Source organism: Streptomyces sp. NRRL B-1347, from assembly GCF_000720325.1.
Classification (GTDB): domain Bacteria; phylum Actinomycetota; class Actinomycetes; order Streptomycetales; family Streptomycetaceae; genus Streptomyces.
Window position 1 is genome coordinate 1 of the sequence record NZ_JOJM01000205.1, and the last position, 1,729, is coordinate 1,729.

General features: G+C 60.3%; 1 protein-coding gene and 1 pseudogene. One reads left to right on the forward strand and one right to left on the reverse strand.

The annotated features are described in order from the left end of the window. Positions 1 to 91: 91 nt before the first annotated feature. Positions 92 to 1,129: a terpene synthase family protein gene (locus IG74_RS0144450; protein WP_158858122.1), complete on the reverse strand. Its 1,038-nt coding sequence runs from the start codon at positions 1,127 to 1,129 to the stop codon at positions 92 to 94. 94 nt (positions 1,130 to 1,223) lie between these two features. Between IG74_RS0144450 and IG74_RS50620 the strand changes: the two are divergent. Continuing rightward, a pseudogene (locus tag IG74_RS50620) lies at positions 1,224 to 1,632 on the forward strand (transposase); the annotation flags it as partial. Between the last annotated feature and the right edge of the window lie 97 nt (positions 1,633 to 1,729).

Consider the following 1,729-nt stretch of genomic DNA (forward strand, 5'->3'; position numbering starts at 1 on the left):
CCCGCTTGAACTCCTTGGGGTACCGCTTGCTCGTATTGCTCTTCTTACTCACGACCTGGACTGCTTCCTCCGGGACCCATACGTCCCAGCATCAACCTGTCCGTGATCGTGGGGGAACTTCAATGTTGTAGGCGGGGTTATAGCGGGGGGTGCTGTCGATCCAGTGCATGTTGCCGCCCATCCAGAGTCGGAGGTCGTCAAGGTAGGCCCGGATGGTGGGCAGGTGGCGCAGGTTGTGTCCGGTGGTCTGCATCAAGGTGGGAAGGTCGGTGCTGATGTTGTGGAAGATCTGGGTGCGGGCCTGCCACAGCATGGTGAACAGTCGTTCTACCTGATCGTTGTCAGTTTGGAGGGTGTACGCGAGGGCGGTCAGTGCGTTGGGGATGGGCTCAAAGTTGGTCTCTCGTTCAGAGGAAAGGACATCGGTGGCGAGGTGGATCACATCTCCGGCGATGTGTCGAGCGGTGCGTAGGAGGTGGCTGTCGAGGGCCGCGTCAGGGACAGGGTGGTCGACGAAAAGTTCGACGAACATGTTGCCAAGCTGGGAGGCTGCTGAGCACCGCTTGTTCTCGACATAGGTTTGAAAATCAAGCTGGTGTCTGGTGGCGCGGGTGGCCTGTTCCCATTGCTGGCATCTCTGATAGTCGGCAAACGCGTTCTCGTAGCGCCGTTCCCAACCGCAGTTGCGGTAAAGGCAGCGTGACCGGTTCCACAGATCTATGAGTGCAATGGCGTATGGGGAGGTCGTGGTTTTCGCGTCAAGAGGCGCCACTGGCCCTGTTGTGATGATCTTGTTGATATCGTTCAGCAGAGCAAATGTCGCTGCGGACAGCTCGCCGACAGGTTGCTCGTCTAGATGATTGTCAAACAGAAAGAACCAGGTCATCCATTGAGCGACCAGGAGCAGCTCGTCTTTATTGGCGCTAGGGTAGATCCAGGCGGGGTAGGCGGCATAGTCCACGGCGGTGAACGCTGCAGAGGTCAGTTCTCCGGCCGGAGCAATGCCTATTTCGATCGCCCAGTCGAGAAGAGGCGCACGGATGTCGTCGAGGTGCGGATTGAGTCGATAGGGGAACGGATGGCTTGCTGGGTCATCAGGCCACAATTGTCGCCAGTGCCTACGGGCCATAGCTTTGCGTTCCTTTCCTGGCATCCCTGCGATCGACTATCATATCAGCGAATCTCTAAGACGTCATCTCATTTAGTAGGTAAGCTGTCTGGTTGTGGTGGGGATCGTGGAGCGTCTGGTGCCGGATGAGTTGTGGGAGTTGTTTCAGCGGGTGGTGCCGGAGGTCCCGGTGCGGCCGCAGGGTGGTGGCCGGCGTCGGCACGGGGACCGGGAGGTGCTGGCCGCGATCGTGTTCGTGGCCGCGTCGGGCTGCACGTGGCAGCAGCTTCGGCGGCATCGTTCGGGCCCTCGGGTGCGACAGCCCACCGGCGCTTCGCGGAGTGGACGAAGGCTCGGGTCTGGGCCCAGCTGCACCGCCCGGTCCTCGATGAGCTCGGCGCCTGCGGCGAGTTGGACTGGTCGCGGTGCGCCATCGACTCGGTGACCATGCGAGCCATGAAAAGGGGGACCTGACCGGTCCGAATCCTGTGGATCGGGGCAAGTACGGGTCGAAGATCCACTTAGGGCCTGTATCGAGTCGTGATCAAGGATTGGTTCGTGTGAGGTCGTTGATCCAGATCATGGAGGCGCGGAGATGGAGTCCGGCGAGGTAGCTCTGCG

Bases quoted from the DNA above. Each gene is read 5' to 3' on its own strand.
- IG74_RS0144450 (WP_158858122.1), bottom strand. From the start codon at position 1,129: ATGGCCCGTAGGCACTGGCGACAATTGTGGCCTGATGACCCAGCAAGC.